Source organism: Pseudomonas sp. Z18(2022) (assembly GCF_036346535.1).
Lineage (GTDB): Bacteria > Pseudomonadota > Gammaproteobacteria > Pseudomonadales > Pseudomonadaceae > Aquipseudomonas > Aquipseudomonas yamanorum_A.
In genome coordinates, this window is the sequence record NZ_JAOTOA010000003.1 from 277,691 (window position 1) to 299,714 (window position 22,024).

Genomic DNA, 22,024 nt, shown 5'->3' on the forward strand with positions numbered 1-22,024 from the left:
ATTATCCTCGGATGGCCCAGAAAGCCAGGTTCAACCCCGGGAACTGGCCGGCGATGTGGAACGCAAAACCACCGGAGTTGCTCAGTTGCTGCCAGTGCTCGCTGCCCCGGTCCAGCTCGTAGTAGGTGGAGCCTGCGTGGTACGGAATCTGCCGTGGCGCCACCGGCAGCGGCAGCAGGCCAATGCCCGGCAGTTGCAGGTTGACCAGGTCGCGGATGTGTTCCACCGAGCCGACTTTGCTTTGCTGGCCGAAGCGCGCGCGCAGGGTTTCGCCGGGCACGTCGGCGCGTACCACCAGGATAAAACTGGCGCTGTCGATCAGGGTTTTGTCGGCCAGCATCGCCACGTGCACGCCGTAGGCTTTCTCGACAATCGGGATCGGCGTGGCCTTGCTGTCGATCAGCATCGACAGTGCTTCACGCAGGGCCTGCATCACCGGGGTGAAGCTCAGGCTCAGGTCGTCGTGCTGGTATTGCGGGTATTCCTGGGGGCGGCGACCACTGGTGGAGAAGGTGGAGAACTCGCCGGCCAGGCTCACCAGTTCGCTGAAGAACCGTTCCGGGTGCAGCGGGCTCAACTGGCTCAGGTGCTGGATCAGCGGTTGGGCGCGGTTGACCAGTTGCAGCAGCATGAAGTCGGCAATCTCTGAAGCGCCACCGGCGCCAGACGCGACCACGCGCCCGGCCAATGCTTCACCACGCTGGTGCAGCAGGCCCAGCAGCTCGCTGCGAAACGCGGCCAGCGGTTTGCTGGCGGTCACGTCGAGTACCGGCGGGATGTAACTGTCGTCCAGCACCAGCGCGCGGTCGGCGCGTTTTTCCTTGATGCGCACCAGGCCGATGGCGGCGTAGTCGCTGATGCCATCCTGGGCGGTCAACAGGCGCAAGGCGCGGGAGCCGACCGCCACGGGCGCGCGGTTTTCGAAGGGCGCGTTGTCGTCGCGCACTTCGCGCACCTGGCTGACGTAGCGCGCCGCTTCCAGGGCTTCGCCTTCGTCGACGGTGTCGCGGGCGCCGGCACGCTTGAGGGGCAACGCCAGGTAGACCAGGCCGTCACGCAGGTGCTCGTCGATGTTCAGCGGGCTCGGCGCCAAGTCATCCTGGGGGATATTGAACGGTGTGCCGTCGGGCAACAGGCCACGCGCCGAGACGATCGCCAGCTTGCCCTGGGCCAGCAGGCCCTGGTCGATCAACAACTCGGAGAAACCCCAGGCCCCCGCCGACAACGGACGACTGCGCGCATCGATCAGGTTTTCCAGGTAACGGTCATGCTGCTGGAAGTGCTGCGTTCCGATGAACATGCCTTCCGACCAGACCACGCGATTGTTCCAGGACATGGGGGCTCCGATTCTTATTGGGCAGGGCTGGATGGGGGAGCCACGACGTCGGCACGCACCGCATGCACATCGAGGCTGATCTGGTATTCGGTGTACTGACGCGCCGGCACATTCAGTACGGTGCGCCACTCGGCGCGGTCCAGTTCGCGATAGCCCACCAGCAGGCCGATCTGGCGGGTGGACGGGTCGAGGTCGCGCTGGACGCTCAATTGCTGGCCGGGCTGGATCACCACTTCGTCCTGGTCGAGCAGGTCGAGGCCGAGGGTCGACTGGGCGCGATCGGCCAGGGCGAAGTAGTCGGAACGGCTGAAGGTGGCGGCGTTTTTCAGTTCGAAAATCCGCACCCGCACCGGGGCTGCCTGGCCATTGGAACCGGGGTTGAGCCCGGAGATGGCGTGAAAATGCAGCTCGACGGCGGCGGTGTCGGCCTCAGCCTCGGGGGCCTCGGGTTTGGCTGCGTCCTTGGCACACGCCGTCAGCAGAAACGCTGTAGCGGCTGCGAGTAAAAACCTGGGAATCATCCTGCGTCCTCAATGACGTACTTAGCTATCCGTTGTTCCATTGTTGCGATGCGGCGGTGTTTTTAGCGTCGCTGTCGGGTGCTGTGCTCTTCGTAGGCACGGCTGAATTCACGCCCGAACAGGTCCTGGAAATCTTCCTGGGCTTCGCGGGAAATATTGCTGTAGAGCTCGGTGAACTGTTGCCAGTACTGGGCCTGGCGCGAACCGTTAAAGAGGCTCGACAGCCCGCCGGGCTTGCCCATGCGCTCTTCGAGCTGCGCCGGTTCGAAGCGTGTCAGCAGGTGTTTGATGGCGGCTTCGACCCCGGCCATGACGGCCAGTTGGTGAGCACGCAGATCATCAAAACTGTCGCGCACGGCCACGTCCGGCGCCATAAACGCCTGGTTGCTGTGGCGTAGCAGCAGCAGTAACGCTTCATCGGCATTCGGAGCGAATTTCAACGGGTTGTTTTCCACCGGTTGAATCACCGTCTGCTGCATGCGGAACTCGCCCTTGAGGCTGGCGCGGGCACGCAACACGTCAATCAGGCCTTCGACCATCAGCCGGTAGCTGCGGCCGATGCTTTCCATCTGCGCTTCAGCCTGGGCCTTGTCCAGGCGCAATTGATCAAGGCCCGCACCGCGCAGGAAGGCTTGCAGCAAATCAGGTTGATTGGCGTCGGCCACCGGGAGCGGTTGCTCGACCTTGGGTGGCTCGATGATCGGTGGTGGCGCTGGTGGCGGCGCAAGCGGCTTGGGCGCTGGGGCGTCGCCGAACAGATCCCAGTCTTCAGGAATCACCGAGCCGGAGACCACCGGCGCCGGTGGCTCAACCACAGGCTGCGGCGTCGGCGGGCGGAAGTCGTGTTGTTCGGCCGGCACGTGATCGTGCACGGTGGCCGGCGGGACGCTGGTGGGCGCGAGGAAGTCGAACAGGTCCGGCAGGGTGTCCATCGACGAGGCGCCCTGGAACTGCGGCGCGATCACCGGTTGCGGCGTCGGGGCCTTTACGGCGGCGCCCATCAGAGCTTCGAAGCTGTTGGAGGAGTCGCCGGCGAACGCCGGGTTGTCTGTCACTTTCAGGTTGAAATCGATGCGCGCCTGGATCTCGTAATCACCGATGCGGATCAGTTCGCCGTCGTGTAATGGCTCGCTGTTTCCCCGGCGCAAACGAATACCGGCATGCACTAACTCAACACCATTAGTGCTGTTATCGGTTAAATAATAACGACCCTCTTTGTACTGAATAACGCAATGTTGCGTGGAAACCAGGCGCTCGGGATCAGGCAGTATCCAGTCATTTTCGGAACCGCGGCCAATAGCCATCACTCCCTGTTCCATGGACTTTTCAGGGCACTGGCCAGGGGTAATCTTGTGATAACTAGTGATAGTCAAGCACAGCGACATCTTGCCTCCTTGCTGATACTTCGCGCGCGGCCATCCCTGGGGAGAAGTGCTCCCGAGAGATCCACGACAGATCCTTCCAATACCTTGAAAGCCTGCTTCAACCCGCGTAATTGCTGATCTTAACCGGCCTCTATGACAAAAATCCTGCCCCGGCACCTGCTTCGACTGATCAGTCGCACAAGATGTTAAGCACCGCACATCTGTCATAGAGGGCGAATAGCTTACCTTGACAAGGCATAAGTACTACACCAAAAATGCACAACTTCTTGAACACCAATGATGGCACTTTGAAATCAACACGATGTCAAAGCGCTTAATATGACCAAGAAAACATGCAAAGTTCCTCGCGCAACTAATGCATGAGTTGCCCGTTATCTAACGGGCTGATAGGGAGATCGAATTTAGTGGATGTGCCTCTGCTGCTCGCCGCCGTTTCCGCGACTTCGCCTTGTGGCGAAGACTTGGAATATGACGCCGATTATTTGCATCTTGAGCGTGCCGCACAGGGTCAACCCGAGCGCAGCATGGGCGACTCGATCCTGCCTGCCGAACCTCCGGAATGGCGCAGCATCCAGCAGCAAAGCCTCGACCTCCTGCAACGCAGCAAAGACCTGCGCATCACCCATTTCCTGTTGCAAAGCGCCCTCGCCCTCCAGGGTATTGCGGGGCTTGCCGACGCGCTCACGCTGATCAACGCGCTGCTGCGCGAGTACTGGGCCGACCTGCATCCGCGCCTGGATGCCGATGACGACAACGACCCCACCGTGCGCATCAACGCCCTCAGCGGCGTGACCAGCGACGCGAACATCCGCCTGCTGCGCGAAGCCATTCTCACCCGCTCGCGCACCTTCGGCCCCGTCAGCCTGCGGGCTGCGCTGAATGCCAGCGGGCTGCAACCTTTCCCCGGCGAAAACCTCGGTGCCGAACAGCTCAACGGCGCATTCCTCGACAGCGACGCCGAGCAACTGCAAGCCACCCGCGACGCGCTGAACGCCGCCCGTACGGCCTGCGAAGCCATCGAACAACACGTCAGCGACCAGGTCGGTTCCGCCCAGGGCGTAGACCTCGGCCCCTTGAAGCAACTGCTCAAGCAGGCCGTGCAGATACTCAACCAATATGCCCCACACAGTGGCGCCGCCAGCGAGCCCGAGGTTGTCAGTGACGACAATGCCCCCTCGGTTGAATACCCCGCCGCGCCCGTTGCAGCACGCCCCAGCGGCGACATCGCCAACCGCGATGAAGTGCTGCGCAGCCTCGACAAAATCCTTGCGTACTACACCCGGCACGAGCCTTCGAGCCCGCTGCCGGTACTGTTGAACAGGGCGAAGAATCTGGTGCACGCCGACTTTGCGGCCATCGTGCGCAACCTGATTCCGGACGGCATGTCCCAATTTGAAAATCTGCGTGGGCCGGACAGCGAGTAAGCGTACGGATCGCGCAGTTACAACACCGTCGCTCAAGCGACCAGGAGCAGCAACGTGGCGAAGCAAAGTTCTCAGAAATTCATCGCGCGCAACCGTGCGCCTCGAGTGCAGATCGAGTACGACGTCGAGCTCTACGGCGCCGAGAAAAAGGTCCAGTTGCCCTTCGTCATGGGTGTGATGGCCGATCTCGCCGGCAAGCCCGCCGAACCTCTGGCGCCTGTGGCCGACCGCAAGTTCCTTGAAGTGGACGTCGACAACTTCGACTCGCGTCTCAAGGCCATGCAGCCACGCGTCGCGTTCCACGTGCCAAACGAGCTGACCGGCGAAGGCAACCTGAGCCTGGACATCACCTTCGAAAGCATGGACGACTTCAGCCCCGCCGCCGTGGCGCGCAAGGTCGATTCGCTGAACAAGCTGCTCGAAGCCCGCACGCAACTGGCCAACCTGCTGACCTACATGGACGGCAAGACCGGCGCTGAAGAAATCATCATGAAAGCGATCAAGGACCCGGCATTGCTGCAGGCCCTTGCGAGCGCGCCGAAGCCGGCAGGGGATCAGTAATCATGACCGAGAATACCGCACGCGAAGGCGCCCAGAACCTGGGCGCCACCGAAGAAACCAGCGAGTTCGCGTCGCTGCTGCTGCAAGAATTCAAACCCAAGACCGAGCGCGCCCGCGAAGCCGTGGAAACGGCAGTACGCACCCTGGCCGAGCAGGCACTGGCCCAGACGGACCTGGTGTCCAACGACGCGATCAAGTCGATTGAATCGATCATCGCCGCCATCGACGCCAAGCTCACCGCCCAGGTCAACCAGATCATCCATCACCAGGATTTCCAGCAGCTGGAAAGCGCCTGGCGTGGCCTGCACTACCTGGTGAACAACACCGAGAGCGATGAGCAACTGAAGATTCGCGTGCTCAATATCTCCAAGCCGGACCTGCACAAGACCCTGAAGAAATTCAAGGGCACCGCGTGGGACCAGAGCCCGATCTTCAAGAAGATGTACGAAGAAGAATACGGCCAGTTCGGCGGCGAACCTTACGGTTGCCTGGTAGGCGATTACTACTTCGACCAGTCGCCTCCCGACGTAGAGCTGCTGGGCGAGCTGTCGAAAGTCTGCGCTGCGATGCACGCGCCGTTCATTGCCGCTGCCTCGCCGACCGTAATGGGCATGGGCTCGTGGCAGGAACTGTCGAACCCGCGCGACCTGACCAAGATCTTCACCACCCCGGAATACGCCGGCTGGCGCTCCCTGCGTGAATCGGAAGACTCGCGCTACATCGGCCTGACCATGCCACGCTTCCTGGCGCGCCTGCCGTATGGCGCCAAGACCGACCCGGTGGAAGCCTTCGCCTTCGAAGAAAACACCGACGGTGCCGACAGCTCCAAGTACACCTGGGCCAACGCGGCGTACGCGATGGCGGTGAACATCAACCGCTCGTTCAAGCACTTCGGCTGGTGCTCGCGCATCCGTGGCGTGGAGTCGGGCGGTGAAGTCGAGAACCTGCCCGCCCACACCTTCCCGACCGATGACGGCGGTGTGGACATGAAATGCCCGACCGAAATCGCCATCAGCGACCGCCGTGAAGCGGAGCTGGCGAAGAACGGTTTCATGCCGCTGCTGCACAAGAAAAACACCGACTTCGCCGCCTTCATCGGCGCCCAGTCGTTGCAGAAACCGGCCGAATACGATGACCCGGACGCCACCGCCAACGCCAACCTGGCCGCGCGCCTGCCGTACCTGTTCGCCACCTGCCGTTTCGCCCACTACTTGAAGTGCATCGTGCGCGACAAGATCGGCTCCTTCAAAGAGAAGGACGAGATGCAGCGCTGGTTGCAGGACTGGATCCTCAACTACGTCGACGGTGACCCGGCGCACTCCACCGAAACCACCAAGGCCCAGCATCCATTGGCGGCCGCCGAAGTGATCGTGGAAGACGTTGAAGGCAACCCGGGTTACTACAACTCCAGGTTCTACCTGCGCCCGCACTACCAGCTCGAAGGGCTGACCGTGTCGCTGCGTCTGGTATCGAAACTGCCTTCGGCGAAAGGCGCGTAATAAAGATCCGCCGGGATCGGGCTTTTTGTGGGAGCCGGGCTTGCCCGCGATGCAGGCGACGCGGTCTGTCAGTCAGACCGCAGTGATGCCATCGCGGGCAAGCCCGGCTCCCACAGAAAAGCACCGCCCTTGGGTTAACCAAATATCGTGGCTGAGACCACACAGGGAGAAAACATGGCTGTTGATATTTTCATCAAGATCGGCGACATCAAGGGCGAGTCCATGGACAAGGCCCACAAGGACGAAATCGACGTGTTGAACTGGAGCTGGGGCATGGCCCAGTCCGGCAACATGCACGTGGGCGGTGGCGGCGGCGCGGGCAAGGTGAACATCCAGGACCTGTCGCTGACCAAGTACGTCGACAAGGCCTCGCCGAACCTGATGATGCACTGCGCCAGCGGCAAGCACATCGACAAGGTCACCCTGACCGTGCGCAAGGCCGGCGGTGAAAGCCAGGTCGAGTACATGATCATCAACCTGGAAGAAGTGCTGGTGACCTCCCTGAGCACCGGCGGCTCGGGCAGCGATGATCGCCTGACCGAAAACGTCACCCTGAACTTTGCCCAGGTGATGGTGGACTACCAGCCACAGAAAGCCGACGGCACCAAAGACGGTGGCGCGATCAAGTTTGGCTGGAACATCCGCTCCAACACCAAACGCTGATCTGTAACCCTCGCCCCGTAGCCGCTGACGAGCGGAGCGAGGCTGCGTTCGAGGACGAAGTCCTCGCAATCCGGCCACCGATAATTGACTGATAAGTCCCGGTGTCCGTTTTACGACTGCTTCGCAGCCGAACGCAGCCGAACGCAGCCTCGCTTCGCTCGACAGCTGCTACGGGTCGGTACTTTGTTCCTCTCGCAACCCGTCCGTGGAGCTGCTTTGGTGGTAACTGAAATTGCTTCCCGCGATCGTCTGCAACCGTCCCTGCTGGACCGGTTGACCGACGATGACCCGACCAATCCCAAGGAAAGCGCCGACAAACGCGTGCTGTCCCTGAGCCAATTGAAAGCCTCGGTGCTGCGTGACCTGACGTGGCTGCTCAACACCACTTCATTGCTCAACGCCGATGCCACGCTGCACACGCCGGCCGGTACCTCGGTGGTCAATTACGGGCTGCCGGCGCTGGCGGGCAACAGTGTCTCCAGTGTCGACGTGAGTGCCCTGGAGGCCTTGATCCAACAGGCTATCGCGACCTTCGAGCCACGTATCCTGCGCCATACCCTGCGGGTCAAGGCACGCGTCGGCCATGGCGAGATGAACCATAACGCCTTGAGCTTCGAGATCGAGGGCGACCTGTGGGCGCAGCCGGTGCCGTTGCGCCTGTTGCTGCAAACCGACCTGGACCTGGAGTCGGGCCATGTGCGTGTGGTGAACGCCGACCAGCGGAGACGCCCATGAACCCGCGCCTGCTGGAGCTGTACAACCAGGAACTGCACCACGTGCGCGAAAGCGCCGCAGAGTTCGCCAAGGAATACCCGAAGATCGCCAGTCGGCTGACCCTGTCCGGCATGGACTGCGCCGACCCGTACGTCGAACGCTTGCTCGAAGGCTTTGCCTATCTCACGGCCCGGGTCCAGCTCAAGCTCGACGCCGAGTACCCGACCTTCACCAATAACCTGCTGGAGATCGCCTACCCGCACTACCTGGCGCCGACCCCGTCGATGACCGTGGTGCAGTTGCAGGCCGATCCCGATGAGGGTTCCCTGGCCAGCGGTTTTCCGCTGCCCCGCGACACCGTATTGCGCGCCGCATTGGGCCGCGAAACCCAGACCTGCTGCGAGTACCGCACCGCTCACCCGGTGACGCTGTGGCCGTTGCAGGTCGCCCAGGCCGAGTACTTCGGCAACCCGTCCGCGGTGCTGGGACGCCTGGCCGCCAGTGAGCCCAAGGCCAAGGCCGGCCTGCGCCTGACCCTGCGCACCGGTGCCGAACTGCCGTTCAACAGCCTCGCTCTGGATAACTTGCCGCTGTACCTCAGCGGTGCCGACGAGCAACCGTTCCGCCTCTACGAACAATTGCTGGGCAATGCCTGCGCGGTGTTTGCACGCAAACCTGGTGGCGACTGGGTCGAGCGCCTGCCGCCGGACGCATTGCGCTCCCGGGGTTTTGACGACGCCGATGCTGCGATGCCGGTGGTGCCCCGCGCCTTCCAGGGCTATCGCTTGCTCCAGGAATACTTCGCCCTGCCCCACCGATTCCTGTTCGTGGAGTTCGCTGAACTGAGCCGCGCAGTCAAACGCTGTGACGGCCAGGATCTGGAGCTGATCGTGCTGTTCGACCGTCACGATCCGAGCCTGGAAGGCAGCGTCGGCAAGGCGCAATTCGTGCCGTTCTGCACCCCGGCGATCAACCTGTTTCCCAAGCGCGTGGATCGGATTCACTTGTCCGAGCGGGTCAACGAACACCACGTGATCGCCGACCGCACCCGGCCGATGGATTTCGAGATTCACTCCCTGAGCGGTATCACGGGCCACGGCACCGGACCAGAGCAGCCATTTTTGCCGTTCTACGCCGTGCGCGATCCGTCGCGCTACGGTCGTGACCAGGCTTACTACACGGTGCGTCGCGAACCCCGCGTGTTGTCGAGCGACCAACGCCGCAACGGGCCGCGCTCCACCTACGTGGGCAGCGAAACCTTCGTCAGCCTGGTGGACAGCCAGCAAGCGCCGTACCGTCATGACCTGCGCCAACTGGGCGTCACCGCCCTGTGCACCAACCGCGACTTGCCGTTGTTCATGAGCGTGGGCAATGGCAAAACTGACTTCACGCTGGCCGACAGTGCCCCGGTGCTGGCGGTGCGCTGCGTCGCCGGGCCGAGCCGCCCGCGCGCCAGTCATGCCCACGATGCCAAGGCCTGGCGCCTGATCAGCCAGTTGTCGTTGAACTACCTGTCGCTGAGCGAACAAGGCCAGGGCGCCGCCGCACTGCGCGAGCTGCTGCGCCTGTATGGCGACAGCAACGACGCCGCCCTGCAACTGCAGATCGAGGGCCTGCGCGAGGTCAGCAGCAAGGCGGTGACCCGCCGCCTGCCGATGCCCGGCCCGATCGTGTTTGGCCGGGGGTTGGAGATCACCCTGGAATTTGATGAAAACGCGTTCCGCGGCACCGGCGTGTTCCTGCTCGGTGCAGTGTTTGAACGGTTCCTGGCACGCTACGTGTCGATCAACAGTTTTACCGAGACGGTGATCCGTACCACCGAACGCGGCGAGATCATGCGATGGAAAGCCAAGCCCGGACGCCGTCCGACCCTGTGACCACCCTGGATGCGATGCATCAGGAGCCCTGGGAATATGACTTCTTCCAGGCGCTGCGTCGTATCGAGTGCGAATCGCCCGGCCTGCCACGCCTGGGGCATTCCCTGCGCCTGGCGGATGATCCGTTGCGCCTCGGGCAGCAGGCCGATTGCACCTTTGCGCCGGCCACACTGGCCTCGGTCGAGCCCGGTGCGGATGGCAAACCGGCACGGCTGGAGCAGTTCTTTTTTGGCCTCGGCGGCCCCAACGGCCCGCTGCCGCTGCACATCACCGAGTACGTGCGCGAGCGCCAGCGCAACAATGCCGACAGCACCAGCAAGCGCTTCCTGGATGTGTTCCACCACCGTCTGCTGACCCTGTTCTACCGGGCCTGGGCGGAGGCGCGGCCCACGGTCAGCCACGACCGCCCGGACGATGACTACTGGTCGGCGCGCCTGGCCGCCTTGAGCGGTCGAGGCACCCCGAGCCTGCTCAACCAGGGCCTGATCCCCGACACGGCAAAGCTGCACTACAGCGGCCACCTGTCGGCGCAAACCCGCTACCCGGACGGCCTGAAGGCGATTCTCGGCGAGTACTTCGGGCTGCCGGTGGAGATCGAAGAATACGTCGGCCAATGGCTGGAACTGCCCGAGCGCAGCCGCGTGAGTGTCAGTGCCAACCAGCTGGGCGTGGACTTTTGCCTGGGCAGCCATGTGTGGGACCGCCAGCATAAATTCCGCATTCGTCTCGGCCCGCTGAAGCTCGATGACTACATGGGCATGCTGCCCGGCAGCCAGCCGTTCAACGAGCTGGTGGCGTGGGTCGCCGAGTACCTGGGCCATGAACTGGACTGGGACCTGAACCTGATCCTGCAACAACCGGAAGTACCGGCCCTGCAACTCAACGGCCAGTTCCGCCTGGGCTTCAACACCTGGCTCGGCCAACCCGGGCACGACGCCAACGACCTAATCCTGGCCCGGCATTACGCCGAACACGCCAACACCTCAAGGAATCCAGAGCATGGGTGAAATCAGTCGCGCCGCACTGTTCGGCAAACTCAACAGCGTGGCCTACAAGGCCATCGAAGCCGCCACCGTGTTCTGCAAACTGCGGGGCAACCCGTATGTGGAACTGGCCCACTGGTTTCACCAGTTGCTGCAACTGCAGGACTCGGACCTGCACCGCATCATCCGCCAGTTCAATGTCGAGCCGGCGCGGCTGGCTCGTGACCTGACCGAGGCCCTGGACCGCCTGCCCCGTGGTTCGACGTCGATCACCGACCTGTCGTCCCATGTGGAAGAAGCCGTGGAGCGTGGCTGGGTCTACGGCAGCCTGATGTTTGGCGAAAGCCAGGTGCGCACCGGTTACCTGGTGCTGGGGATTCTCAAGACGCCAAGCCTGCGCCATGCGCTGTTGGGCTTGTCCGGTGAGTTCGACAAGATCAAGGCCGAAGCACTGAGCGAACGCTTTGATGAATACGTCGGTGATTCGCCGGAAAACGCCCTGAGCGCCAGCGACGGTTTCAATGCCGGCGCCGTACCCGGCGAAGCCAGCGGCGCCATGGCCCCCAGCGCCATGGGCAAGCAGGAAGCCCTCAAGCGTTTCACCGTCGACCTGACCGAGCAGGCCCGCAGCGGCAAGCTGGACCCGATCGTGGGGCGCGATGAAGAGATCCGCCAGCTGGTGGATATCCTGATGCGTCGGCGCCAGAACAACCCGATCCTCACCGGTGAAGCCGGCGTCGGCAAGACCGCTGTGGTGGAAGGCTTCGCCCTGCGCATCGTCGCCGGCGACGTGCCGCCTGCACTGAAAGACGTGGAACTGCGTAGCCTCGATGTGGGCCTGCTGCAAGCCGGCGCGAGCATGAAAGGCGAGTTCGAGCAGCGCCTGCGCCAGGTCATCGAAGACGTCCAGGCTTCGCCGAAACCGATCATCCTGTTTATCGACGAAGCCCACACCCTGGTGGGTGCCGGTGGCGCCGCCGGTACCGGTGACGCGGCCAACCTGCTCAAGCCTGCACTGGCTCGCGGCACCTTGCGTACCGTGGCCGCCACTACCTGGGCCGAGTACAAGAAGCACATCGAAAAAGACCCGGCCCTGACCCGCCGTTTCCAGGTGGTGCAAGTGGCCGAGCCCTCGGAAGACAAGGCGCTGCTGATGATGCGCGGCGTGGCCTCGACCATGGAAAAGCACCATCAGGTGCAGATCCTCGATGAAGCGCTGGAAGCTTCGGTGAAGCTGTCCCACCGCTACATCCCGGCGCGCCAGTTGCCGGACAAATCCGTCAGCCTGCTGGACACCGCCTGCGCCCGCGTCGCCATCAGCCTGCACGCGGTGCCGGCGGAAGTGGATGACAGCCGGCGGCGTATCGAGGCACTGGAAACCGAGCTGCAAATCATCGCCCGCGAGCATGCAATCGGCATCGCCATCGGTGCGCGCCAGACCAACAGCGAAGCCCTGCTCAGCGCCGAACGCGAGCGCCTGGCTACTCTGGAAACCCGCTGGGCCGAAGAGAAAACCCTGGTCGATGAGTTGCTCGCTACCCGCGCCACGTTGCGTGAAAAAGTCGGCGTCGTGGACAGCGGCAACGATGAACTGCGCGCCCAACTGGTCGACCTGCAACAGCGCCTCAGCACCCTGCAAGGTGAAACCCCGCTGATCCTGCCGACCGTGGATTACCAGGCCGTGGCCTCGGTGGTCGCCGACTGGACCGGTATCCCGGTGGGCCGCATGGCCCGCAACGAACTGGAGACGGTGCTCAACCTCGACCAGCACCTGAAGAAACGCATCATCGGCCAGGACCATGCCTTGCAGATGATCGCCAAGCGCATCCAGACCTCCCGCGCCGGCCTCGACAACCCGAGCAAGCCGATTGGCGTGTTCATGCTCGCCGGCACCTCCGGCGTGGGCAAGACCGAAACCGCCCTGGCCCTGGCCGAAGCCATGTACGGCGGCGAGCAGAACGTGATCACCATCAACATGAGTGAGTTCCAGGAAGCCCACACCGTGTCCACCCTCAAGGGCGCGCCACCGGGCTACATCGGCTACGGCGAAGGCGGCGTGCTGACCGAAGCCGTGCGGCGCAAACCCTACAGCGTGGTGCTGCTGGACGAAGTGGAAAAAGCCCACCCGGACGTGCACGAGATCTTCTTCCAGGTGTTCGACAAAGGCGTGATGGAAGACGGCGAAGGCCGGGTGATCGACTTCAAGAACACCTTGATCCTGCTCACCACCAACGCCGGTACCGAGTTGATTTCCCGGGTCTGCAAGGACCCGGCGAACATCCCCGAGCCGGAAGAAATCGCCAAGGCCCTGCGCCAGCCGCTGCTGGAGATTTTCCCGCCGGCGCTGCTCGGCCGCCTGGTGACCATCCCGTACTACCCGCTCAGCGACGAGATGCTGAAAGCGATCACTCGCCTGCAACTCAACCGCATCAAAAAGCGCGTGGAGAACACCCACAAGGTCGACTTCAACTACGACGACGACGTGGTCGACCTGATCGTGTCCCGCTGCACCGAAACCGAAAGTGGCGGGCGGATGATCGACACCCTCCTGACCAACAGCCTGCTGCCGGACATGAGCCGCGAATTCCTCACCCGCATGCTCGAAGGCAAGGCACTGGCAGGCGTGCGCATCAGCACGCGGGATAACGAATTGCACTACGACTTCAGCGACGCGGCGTAAACAATGCTATTCAACCAATCGTCACGCCTGGCCAAGATCACCAGCCCCCTGGGGCCGGATGTGCTGTTGCTCAATGAAATGGGCGGCGGCGAAGAGTTGGGTCGGCTGTTCAACTTCGAATTGCAGCTGACCTCGCTGGACGCCAACATCGACCTCAACCAGTTGCTGGGCAAGCCCATGAGCCTGAACCTGCAACTGGCGGACGGTGGCGAGCGGCACTTCCACGGCATCGTCGCGCGCTGCAGCCAGAACATCGACCAGGGCCAGTTCGCCAGTTACCAGGTGACCCTGCGCCCGTGGTTGTGGCTGCTGAGCCGCACGTCCGACTGCCGGATTTTCCAGAACCTGAGCATCCCGCAGATCATCAAGCAGGTGTTCCGCGACCTGGGGTTTTCCGACTTCGAAGACGCCTTGAGCCGGCCGTACCGCGAGTGGGAATACTGCGTGCAGTACCGCGAGACCAGCTTCGATTTCGTCAGCCGCCTGATGGAACAGGAAGGCATCTACTACTTCTTCCGCCACGAACAGGACCGCCATGTGCTGGTGCTGGCCGACGCCTACGGCGCCCACGCCAACGTGCCTGGCTACGCCTCGGTGCCGTACTACCCCAAGGACGCGCAGCAGCGCGAACGCGACCATATGCACAACTGGCACCTGGCGCAGGAAGTACAGCCCGGTTCCCTTGAGCTCAACGACTACGACTTCCAGCGCCCCAGCGCCAGCATCGACGTGCGCTCGGCCATGCCGCGCCCGCACACCGCCGGCGACTACCCGCTGTACGACTACCCCGGCACCTACGTCAAAAGCGAAGACGGCGAACACTACGCGCGCACCCGCATCGAAGCCCTGCAAACCCTGCACGAACAAGTGGAGTTCAGCGGCAACGCGCGGGGCCTGGGTTCCGGACACCTGTTCAGCCTCACCGGCTTCAGCCGCCGCGACCAGAACCGCGAATACCTGATCGTCGGCGCCCGTTACTACATCTCCCAGGAGAGCCTCGAAAGCGGAGGTGGCGCGCCTTCGGCCCAGTTCGAAAGCACCCTCACCTGCATCGACGCACAACAGAGCTTCCGCCCGCTGGCCAACACCTACCGGCCCATCGTCAAAGGCCCGCAAACCGCACTGGTGGTGGGCCCCAAGGGCGAGGAAATCTGGACCGACCAATATGGCCGGGTGAAGGTGCATTTCTATTGGGACCGCCACGACCAATCGAACGAAAACAGCTCGTGCTGGATTCGCGTGTCACAGTCCTGGGCCGGGAAAAACTGGGGCTCGATGCAGATTCCACGGATCGGCCAGGAAGTGATTGTGAGCTTCCTGGAAGGCGACCCGGACCGGCCGATCATCACCGGAAGGGTGTACAACGCCGAGCAGACCGTGCCTTACGACTTGCCGGAAAACGCCACCCAAAGCGGGATGAAAAGCCGCTCCAGCAAAGGCGGCACACCGGCCAACTTCAATGAAATCCGCATGGAGGACAAGAAGGGGTTGGAGCAGTTGTACATCCATGCCGAGCGGAATCAGGACATCGTGGTTGAGGTGGATGAGAGCCATTCGGTGGGGCATGACCGGAATAAGAGTATTGGGCATAACGAGACGGTGACGATTGGTAGTAACCGCCTGCGGGTTGTGCGCAACAACGACACCGTGATTGTGGGCGGTGCCAAGTCCGACAGCGCCGCCACGACCTACACCATCGAGGCCGGCGACAGTATTCGCCTGGTATGCGGTGACAGCGTCATCGAGCTCAAGGCTGGCGGCGACATCAACCTGACCTGTGGCTCGTTCAATCTGTTTTCCACCGGCAGCAGCAAAATCCAGACGAAGGGCAAACTGGATATCAACCTGGGCAGCGACAAGGGCACGGTGCCCGGCGCCCAAGGTGTGCAAAGCACGATCAAGTCCGCCGTCGAATCAAAATTTCCCGGCAAGCCCGGCGCTGGTCAATAACGAGATTTATCCACCATGAATTACCTGATCAACGAAGCCCAATTCACCCTGCCCGACGCTGAGGTACAGGACACCTCGATCAACATTCTCAAATTCGCCAAGCTGGGCACCACGCTGGTGGTGAGTCGCAGCCCGTTGGCAGATGGCGAGACCTTGCAAGACAACTTCGAGGGCCAGCTGAAAAAGCTCGAACAGCAGGTCAAAGACCTTCGTTATTCGCCAGCGCAAGCCATCAAGGTGGGGCCGGCGCAGGACATCGACGCCTTTGAAGTCCAGAACCGTTTCAACAAGGGCAGCGACAATATTTACCAATATCAGTTGGCAATGCAGATACCCGGCACACGCAACCTGATCGCCTTGAGCTACGTCAAGACCCAGCCCCTGGGGCCTGCCGAGGCGGCACATTGGGCAACGCTCAAGAACACGCTCAACTTTGCCGTCACCCCCTGAGCAGAGTCTGAACAATGAGTGAAGACCTCTGGGCTGCCCGCGAAGGCGACGCACTGCTGCACACCTCGGTGATGGCCGATATTCTCGGCGGTGTACTGGAAGTGGCAGCCTATGCGGCGATCACCACTGTGGGCTGCCTGGCGGTAGCGGCGGCTGTTGCCATAACAACCGGTGCGACTATCGCTACCGGCGGCGTTGCCCTGGTGTTGGTCGTGGGTGCCGTCGTAGGCATTACCGCGGGGCTAACAGGGGCTGATCTGAAAATATCCAGTTGGTGCGAGTCAGCCGCCAACTGGGTGTTCCCGCCGGTGATCGACGCCTTTATCACCAGCGGCTCGGACGACGTCTTCATCAATGGCAAAAAGGCGGCCCGCGCCGCCGGCAAGATGACGGCCGTGCCGGTCGCGCCCAGCGAGCCACCGGCGCCCAGCTTCCTGGACATGGCCGGGGAGTTTTTCTCACAAATGTGGCGCCCGACCGTCGCCTCGCCTGCCCCCGGCACCGAGCCTTGCCCGCTGGATACCGTGGCGTGCACCAAGCACCCGCCCATGCCCCTGCAATTCATTGCCGAGGGGTCCAGCTCGGTGTTCATCAACGGCCAGCCTGCGGCGCGCAGTGGCGATCGCAGTACGTGCGACGCCAAGATTGGTACAGCCCCGGGCCTGATCTCGCCGGATGTGCGCATCGGTGGCGGGACCATCGTGGTGCAGGAAATTCGCAGCGGAAAAACGCCGGGCGTAGGCCTGGCAATTGCCGTGGTGATGGCGTTGCGGGGCAACCTGAAATGCTTCTGGACCAAGCTGCCGTGCCTGGTCGGTGGTTTGCTGGTGGGTGGCGCCATCTCATACGCAACCAGCAAGGTCACTTCGGCGCTCAAGAGCGCCATGAATGGTTCGCCCAATCCGGTTCACAGTGCCACTGGGGCCAAGATCCTCGGCGGGGATGAAGAGCTGGATTTCGTGCTGCCGGGCTTGCTCCCGATAGACTGGCAGCGCTTCTACAGCAGCCTCGACACACGCCAGGACGGCCTCTTTGGCGCGGGCTGGAGCGTTGCGTATGAAGTGTCGATCGAGGTAGATGCAGACGAAAACCTGCTCTACATCGATGAGCAAGGGCGCCGCCTGGAGATCGGCTACATCCCGTTGTTTGGCGGAGCGTTCGACCCGGGCCAAGGCCTTGCGGTCAGGCGCAGTGCCGACGGCGCGGTATTGATCGAGAGCATCGACGGTCTGTATCGACTGTTCGAGCCCGACCCGCTGAACAGCGCGCGGATGCGTCTGCAGCTGCTGGGTGATCGCAATGAAGGGCGGATCTTTCTCGACTACGACACTCAGGGCCGGCTGCATCGCCTGCGCGACACCCATGACTTGATGCACGTCGAACTGAACTACTCGGCCGAACACCCACGGCGCGTGAGCCACATCGAACGGCGTTACCTGCGCCAGGAACATTTCGATGCGCGCAGCGATGTGCTCGTCAGTTACCGCTATGACAGCAACGGCGACCTGTCTGAAGTCCTGGACGTGCAAGGTACAACCCGTCGACGCTTTGCTTATGACCATGGCCGGCGAATGGTCGAACACCAGCTGCCGAGTGGCCTGCGCTGCTTCTATCAATGGGCGGCAGTGTCCGGGCCCCACGGTGAGGAGTGGCGCGTGAGTCGCCACTGGACAGACGCAGGCGATGAATACAGCTTCGACTACGATCTCGACGCCGGCATTACCCGGGTGACCGACGGCCTGATGCGTGTCAGCACCCGGCATTGGAACCCTCAGTACCAGATCACCCGCTACGTCGACAACCTGGGCCATACCTGGCAATTCGAATGGAACGAAGATCGCCTGTTGCTCGGCGCGATTGATCCACAAAACGGCCAGTGGCGCTTCAATTACGATGAGTCCGGCAACCTGAGCGCGGTGATCGACCCACTGTCCAGAACCAGCGGCACACAGTGGTTGGCACATTGGGCATTGCCCCAGGTGGAAACCGACCCGGCAGGCAACAGTTGGCATTATCGCTACGACCAGCGCGGCAACTGTATCGAGGAAGTCGACCCACTGGGCAACAGCACACGCTACGTCTATGACGGGTTCGGCCAGCCGGTGCGCATTATCGATGCCACCGAAAAAACCAAAACGCTGCATTGGAACGAATGGAGCCAACTGGTCGAAGCGGTGGATTGCTCGGGTTATCCCACCCGTTATCAATACGACGCCTTCGGCAATCTGGTGGTGCAGACCAATGCGGAAGGTGAGTCGGTTCGCTACCGGTACGGACCCGAGGGGTTATTGCTGGAATGCCAGCTCCCGGATGGTCGCGTGGAGCAGTTCCAACGCAGTACCAGCGGTTACCTCACGGCCCATGTCGACCCGGCCGGTAGCACCACGCGCTATGCCTATGACCTGCGTGGCCTGGTCAAACAACGCTGGGACGCGCACAACCGCACAGTCATGTTCGATCACGACGCCTATGGGCGACTGCGCAAGCTGACCAATGAGAACGGCGAAAGCTATCGCTTTGAGTGGGATGCGTGCGACCGCATGGTTCAGCAGCAAGACCTCGACCAGAGTCGGCGCTGCTACACCTATGATCCGCTGGATGATGTCGTCGCCGTGGACTACCTGCCGGGGACGGAAGGCGAACCGGTAGCGCCGTTGTCGCACCAGTTTCAGCGAGATGCTGTTGGACGTCTGGTCAGCAAAGTGACAGCGGACGGTTCCACCGTTTATGAACATGATCTGAACGACCAACTGGTCGGCGTCACGTTCACCGCGCTTGACGGTCAGCAGCAGCGACTGGGTTTCAGCTACGACGCGCTGGGGCAACTGCTGCAGGAGCAAAGCACAGCGGGCTCCTTGCAGCATCACTACGACGAATTGGGGAACCTGATTCAGACCCAGTTGCCCGACGGTCGATGGCTGAACCGCCTCTACTACGGCAGCGGTCACCTGCATCAGTTGAATCTCGATGGGAAGGTCATCAGCGACTTCGAGCGTGATCGTCTGCATCGCGAAGTGCAGCGCACTCAGGGCCAACTCAGAACGAACACCGCGTATGACCGCAGTGGAAGGGTTCGCTCGCGCCAGCGCCGCAGTATTGATCAACCGTGGCAGTTGCCGCCGTTGGTTGAGACTGACTACAGCTACGATCCCAGCGATAACCTGATCGGGCGTCGGCGTGTTGACCGTGTTCATGATCGTCAAGAGCAGCTGGGTTACGACAGTACCGAACGTATTCTCGCAAGCCACCAGGTAGGCCAGACCGAGACCTTTGCTTATGACGCGGCAGCCAACCTGCTCGACGGCCCACTACAGGGTGGCTTGGTAAGGCATAACAGGCTGCTCACCTACCAAGATAAACGCTATAAATACGATGCTTTTGGTCGAATGATTGAAAAGCGTAGTGCTGCTCGAGGGTTGCAGCGATTTGCCTACGACGCAGAAAACCGACTAGTTGAAGTGCACAACGAAAACGGCAATGTGGTCAGGATGACCTACGACCCATTGGGCCGTCGCACTGAAAAAACAGAGCATGACAACGATGGCTATCCACTGGGCGTAACGCGCTTCACCTGGGACGGATTACGCCTGCTGCAGGAACATAAACACAGTCAAACCAGCCTCTATATTTATGAGGAAGAGGGTTACGAACCCCTTGCGCGGGTCGACGGTATCGGGCCGCTGCAAAAAATCCGCTACTACCACAACGACCTCAGTGGCTTGCCGGAGCAGCTAACTGAGGACGACGGTCACGATGTTTGGCGCGCGAGCTATCGTGTCTGGGGTAACACGTCGGAAGAGGTGCGTGAGCCGTCCTACATTGAAGAACAGAACCTGCGATTTCAGGGGCAATACCTGGATCGGGAAACGGGGCTGCATTTCAATACGTTCAGGTTTTACGATCCGGCTGTCGGGCGGTTTACGACGCCGGATCCGATTGGGTTGGCTGGGGGGATCAATCTATATCAGTACGCGGTAAATCCGACAGGCTGGGTTGATCCTTGGGGGCTTTCGGCATGCGCGCCGACACATCACATTGCCACCAATAAACACTCTAAATGGACTGCTAAATTTCGCGTCCTGTTTGAGAAAAACGGGTTGGGCAAGTTCAAAAATGGCAAATCCCGCAGAGATGTCCTCAATGACCCGTTGAACAAAGTTGATGTGCCTGGACACAAAGGCCCGCACCCTGAAAAAATGCACGCAGAGATTTATAAACGTTTGAAAGCTGCTAGCAGAAAAGGATCGGATCAGTTTAAAGCGGAGCTCGCAGAGCTTAAAAAGGAAGCGCTAGACCCCACATCCGCTCTTAACAAAATTTTGAGGATGGTTGATTAATGAACTATTTCAAGCTCAATCCAAATGTCAGCAGTGAGAAATGGGATGGTTACGTCAATCTTGGAGAGCTCATTTACAAGGGCGAAGAGGTCGATGACATAGCGCTTTCCAATAGCCGAGCACCGTGCAATTTGAAACCGCTGCATTATGAAATTCTTGTCGACGGTATAACCGCCCCGGTCAACACAATCGGAGCGGACTTCTTCGTATTCGATGAGTCTATTAAAGGGCTGGATAACCTGGCGACCGAGCGTGTGCAATATTTGCGCATCACCCACGAAAGCCAAAAAGTACGTTACCGACTCTTGCATGCCTACAATTATGTCGACTGCGTCGATTGGGCCTTATCCAAATACGAAGCCTGGCCCGAAGATCACGTGGCCAAGGAATGGCAAAATCCAAGAGGACGTTTTTTTTTCGAACCGGTACTGATCGCCGAAAAAATCCCTGAGAGTGCTGAGGTCTTTCGTTTGGTGGGCTGGGGAGGAGCGTTCAATATCATCATTGGAGAAGCGTACAAAGAGAAATTGCTAGAGTTAGATTTCGATCACTCTTTTTTGGAGTTCCATCCCATCATCCTCATGTAATTGGAGAATTATCATAGGATCTAAGGCGAGGGTTTAAGCGCAATGTTCAAGCACGCTTTAAGAGATCGGACATGAACCAGCTGACTGACTGTCACGTTTTCTGGGGCGCGGAGATGGCTGTTGCTGAAAAGAAATCCGCCTCGATTGAGGCTGACGGCGCGGAGGATTTCGCCAGCCAGCTTTACGAAGACGAAGACCATTTACCCTTAGGATTGGGGCAATGGTTATGAGGAATATTATGGTGAGTGGCAAAATCCCATCAAAAGTACTGTCCGGCGTTGCGCAGGACGGACTCGTTTTGCCTAAAAAAACGCGTTTTGAAAACGAGCTGATCAGTGGTTGCAAACTAAAAGACGCGAAACTCTGCGATCCGATTTTTGATCAATGTATTTTGGAAGATTGCGACTTTGAGAAAGCTGACCTTTCCGGCTCGCGATTCTTCAATAAAACATCCTTGACCCATTGCTCGTTCAAAAATACAAACTTTCAAGGATCAGGTTTCAGCGATAGCGAATTTGAGAACTGCACGTTTGTGAAGTGCGACTTTCGAGAAGCGTCCTTGAAGGACTGCACCTTCGTCAACTGCACATTCTCTCAGTGCAAAATCATTGACAATTCATTTAATGTAAAAAATATATCCGCCATTAAATTCGCTGGAAAACTCCAGGAAGTTAATTTCATATCAGACCAACCCAGCACCCCGCTTTCTGCCGACTTTGAACTCTGCAAGCTCGATTATGTAACCTTTGAAAACTGCAATCTGGAAAACATAATCCCGCCCATCGAGGCCAAACACATTTTCTTCAAAGACGTGGCAGTCCGTGCAAAAAAAGCACTTACTATCATATCTGCAGAAACTGAAAGTCAGATCAATAAAATATTGAAGCGACGACTGTTAAAACTTACAACTCAACGAGGCGCTGTTTTCAACATTGAAAACCTTGAAGATTATGAGGGCAAGGAATTCACCTCACGATTTATCTCACTTCTTCAAGATGCTTAAGAAAGACACAAGGGAAAAGACACATTAAGAGGGGGTGGCCTTTTAATCTATCGC

17 protein-coding genes are annotated in these 22,024 nt (G+C 60.5%); 14 read left to right on the forward strand and 3 right to left on the reverse strand.

From position 1 onward, the window contains the following. Position 1: 1 nt before the first annotated feature. From tssK to tagH, 3 genes are all read right to left on the reverse strand, one after another. A complete protein-coding gene (tssK, locus tag V3W39_RS09360) occupies positions 2-1,336 on the reverse strand; it encodes a type VI secretion system baseplate subunit TssK (RefSeq protein ID WP_330212529.1) in 1,335 nt (444 codons plus the stop codon). A 14-nt stretch (positions 1,337-1,350) separates the two neighbouring features. After that, on the reverse strand, positions 1,351-1,857 hold the full coding sequence (gene tssJ, locus V3W39_RS09365; RefSeq protein ID WP_177043696.1) for a type VI secretion system lipoprotein TssJ: 507 nt from the start codon (positions 1,855-1,857) through the stop codon (positions 1,351-1,353). A 62-nt stretch (positions 1,858-1,919) separates the two neighbouring features. Further along, positions 1,920-3,242, reverse strand: a complete 1,323-nt coding sequence (tagH, locus tag V3W39_RS09370) for a type VI secretion system-associated FHA domain protein TagH (RefSeq protein ID WP_177079157.1) — start codon at positions 3,240-3,242, stop codon at positions 1,920-1,922. A 404-nt stretch (positions 3,243-3,646) separates the two neighbouring features. Here tagH and tssA point away from each other — a divergent pair, with 404 nt between their 5' ends. From tssA to V3W39_RS09440, 14 genes are all read left to right on the forward strand, one after another. Next, entirely contained in the window at positions 3,647-4,666 is a 1,020-nt protein-coding gene (gene tssA / locus V3W39_RS09375; protein ID WP_330212530.1) for a type VI secretion system protein TssA, read from the forward strand. A gap of 54 nt (positions 4,667-4,720) precedes the next feature. After that, positions 4,721-5,227: a type VI secretion system contractile sheath small subunit gene (tssB, locus tag V3W39_RS09380; protein WP_010168268.1), complete on the forward strand. Its 507-nt coding sequence runs from the start codon at positions 4,721-4,723 to the stop codon at positions 5,225-5,227. A gap of 2 nt (positions 5,228-5,229) precedes the next feature. Beyond that, positions 5,230-6,726: a type VI secretion system contractile sheath large subunit gene (gene tssC, locus V3W39_RS09385; protein ID WP_017476732.1), complete on the forward strand. Its 1,497-nt coding sequence runs from the start codon at positions 5,230-5,232 to the stop codon at positions 6,724-6,726. A 174-nt stretch (positions 6,727-6,900) separates the two neighbouring features. Continuing rightward, positions 6,901-7,389 carry an Hcp family type VI secretion system effector gene (locus V3W39_RS09390; protein WP_003213345.1) on the forward strand — a complete coding sequence of 163 codons (489 nt, stop codon included), beginning with the start codon at positions 6,901-6,903 and terminating at the stop codon, positions 7,387-7,389. 219 nt (positions 7,390-7,608) lie between these two features. Continuing rightward, positions 7,609-8,124: a type VI secretion system baseplate subunit TssE gene (gene tssE / locus V3W39_RS09395; protein WP_010168272.1), complete on the forward strand. Its 516-nt coding sequence runs from the start codon at positions 7,609-7,611 to the stop codon at positions 8,122-8,124. Further along, positions 8,121-9,980, forward strand: coding sequence for a type VI secretion system baseplate subunit TssF (gene tssF, locus V3W39_RS09400; RefSeq protein WP_330212531.1), 1,860 nt, complete (start codon positions 8,121-8,123; stop codon positions 9,978-9,980). The genes tssE and tssF overlap by 4 nt, the downstream gene beginning before the upstream one ends. Further along, the gene (tssG, locus tag V3W39_RS09405; protein ID WP_330212532.1) at positions 9,944-10,987 is read left to right on the forward strand and encodes a type VI secretion system baseplate subunit TssG; all 1,044 of its coding nucleotides are present in this window, start codon (positions 9,944-9,946) and stop codon (positions 10,985-10,987) included. The genes tssF and tssG overlap by 37 nt, the downstream gene beginning before the upstream one ends. Further along, entirely contained in the window at positions 10,980-13,643 is a 2,664-nt protein-coding gene (gene tssH, locus V3W39_RS09410) for a type VI secretion system ATPase TssH (RefSeq protein ID WP_330212533.1), read from the forward strand. Before tssG ends, tssH begins: the two co-directional genes overlap by 8 nt. 3 nt (positions 13,644-13,646) lie before the next feature. Beyond that, complete coding sequence (locus V3W39_RS09415) at positions 13,647-15,593, forward strand: type VI secretion system Vgr family protein (protein WP_177112359.1); 1,947 nt, start codon at positions 13,647-13,649, stop codon at positions 15,591-15,593. Positions 15,594-15,608: 15 nt separating this feature from the next. Beyond that, positions 15,609-16,043 carry a DUF1795 domain-containing protein gene (locus V3W39_RS09420; RefSeq protein ID WP_259195435.1) on the forward strand — a complete coding sequence of 145 codons (435 nt, stop codon included), beginning with the start codon at positions 15,609-15,611 and terminating at the stop codon, positions 16,041-16,043. 14 nt (positions 16,044-16,057) lie between these two features. After that, the gene (locus tag V3W39_RS09425; RefSeq protein WP_330212534.1) at positions 16,058-20,380 is read left to right on the forward strand and encodes an RHS repeat-associated core domain-containing protein; all 4,323 of its coding nucleotides are present in this window, start codon (positions 16,058-16,060) and stop codon (positions 20,378-20,380) included. Next, the gene (locus tag V3W39_RS09430) at positions 20,380-20,967 is read left to right on the forward strand and encodes a hypothetical protein (RefSeq protein WP_218171055.1); all 588 of its coding nucleotides are present in this window, start codon (positions 20,380-20,382) and stop codon (positions 20,965-20,967) included. Before V3W39_RS09425 ends, V3W39_RS09430 begins: the two co-directional genes overlap by 1 nt. Before the next feature lie 71 nt (positions 20,968-21,038). Then, complete coding sequence (locus tag V3W39_RS09435) at positions 21,039-21,197, forward strand: hypothetical protein (RefSeq protein ID WP_177043688.1); 159 nt, start codon at positions 21,039-21,041, stop codon at positions 21,195-21,197. Positions 21,198-21,208: 11 nt separating this feature from the next. After that, positions 21,209-21,970 (forward strand): pentapeptide repeat-containing protein, encoded by a 762-nt coding sequence (locus V3W39_RS09440; RefSeq protein WP_177043687.1) that lies wholly within the window; start codon positions 21,209-21,211, stop codon positions 21,968-21,970. Positions 21,971-22,024: the final 54 nt, after the last annotated feature.